This window comes from Empedobacter stercoris (assembly GCF_020281205.1).
GTDB classification, from domain to species: Bacteria; Bacteroidota; Bacteroidia; order Flavobacteriales; family Weeksellaceae; genus Empedobacter; species Empedobacter stercoris.
In genome coordinates this window covers 1-1,345 of record NZ_JACXZC010000064.1, presented here as the reverse complement: position 1 = coordinate 1,345, position 1,345 = coordinate 1, and the positions used below count along the sequence as shown (strand labels likewise).

The window sequence follows — 1,345 nt, the reverse complement described above, 5'->3', positions numbered from 1 at the left end:
CAATAGCGTCCTAAATAAATTTAGGGCATAAAATATCCACCCACTTTAGTAGGATACAAGCTATAGTTGGACAAAATTTAAAATAGAACCCCTTGTTCCAATTTTGGAGGAGGTTTTTCTACTTCCTTTAGTGGATTATCAAGCCATTTTTGTAATTCAATCTTCACAAAAAGATTTAGTCTTATAAAAGCGACTAAATTGGATAAATGCCAATTGAATTTTGATTGCGCACGTAGTGCTTTAAGTATTAAAATAGTGATAAGTGCCGTCCATATTTGTATCATTACAGCGTTTTCCGAGGTTCCAACAAAGGTTTTTATATGTAAAAGTTGTTTTAAGTCTCTAAAGAATATCTCCACCATCCATCTACTTTTATAAAGCTCACTAATCGTATGAGCCGTCCAGGTAAACTGATTGGTAATAAGCTCTATGACTTGTTCGTTTTCTTGATCCCATACCGCTACACGCCTTAGTTTATTAGGGTATAGCTGTTTTGATTTTTCATTAGCCAAAGTAATGATTTCATCTTTCAGAACATTTTGATGCCTGTTCTTAGGTAATTCTAACTCCTTAATTGTCTCAAATTTCAAGTTATCCTTGTGTCTAATTACAAAGTATACTTGCTTGCTGTCCCAAATGTTTAACAGGCTAAAATCATTGTAAAATCGATCTGCAACAATAACACTACCCTTCAGCAAAGGAATGTCGTAAGCTCCTTTATTATCAGCTGTTTTACCATCGGTGATATTGATGTAAGCTGGTAGATTCCCATCAAAATCAAGGAGTGTATGCATTTTAACAGCTCCTTTGGTAGTCTTGTATTTTGCCCAATCAAAAATACTTAAGCATAAAGATATTGTGGTGGAGTCTAATAATAGGATTTTTGATTTTATGCGGAACTTTACCTGTTTAAACTTGGGGTGCTGTCCTAAACTTTGAAGCAAAGCAAAATAATATTCTTTAAATAGCTCATGGCTTCGGTTTTTATTCTGATAACTTATTGATGATTTAGAGGGCGCTTTAACTATACCAAGATGATTTAGATTTCCCGTAGCAGATCGAAGGCCATTGCTTATATCACGAACAGACTTGCTACGTGCAAAATGACAAAATAGCATGGAAATCAAATGACTCCAACTGTCAAAACCTTTGTTGTGCTTATCCGTTTGCTTTTCGTTTACTAATTTTTTGAAATTTGAGCGGTTAAGTTTTGTTATTATCTGAGAAAACAATGTTATATTTACCATCAAGCGCGTGTTTTTTTGGTGTCCAACTCAAAGATAATTTGAGATCCGAAATTTACGCGCTGTTTTTACGCTTTCTTTTAACGTTTAGGACGCTAATG

At 34.3% G+C, this 1,345-nt stretch carries 1 protein-coding gene; it reads right to left on the bottom strand.

All coding sequences use genetic code 11. The annotated features are described in order from the left end of the window. Positions 1-77 precede the first annotated feature (77 nt). Positions 78-1,250, bottom strand: a complete 1,173-nt coding sequence (locus IF125_RS14140) for an IS4 family transposase (RefSeq protein ID WP_225542925.1) — start codon at positions 1,248-1,250, stop codon at positions 78-80. Between the last annotated feature and the right edge of the window lie 95 nt (positions 1,251-1,345).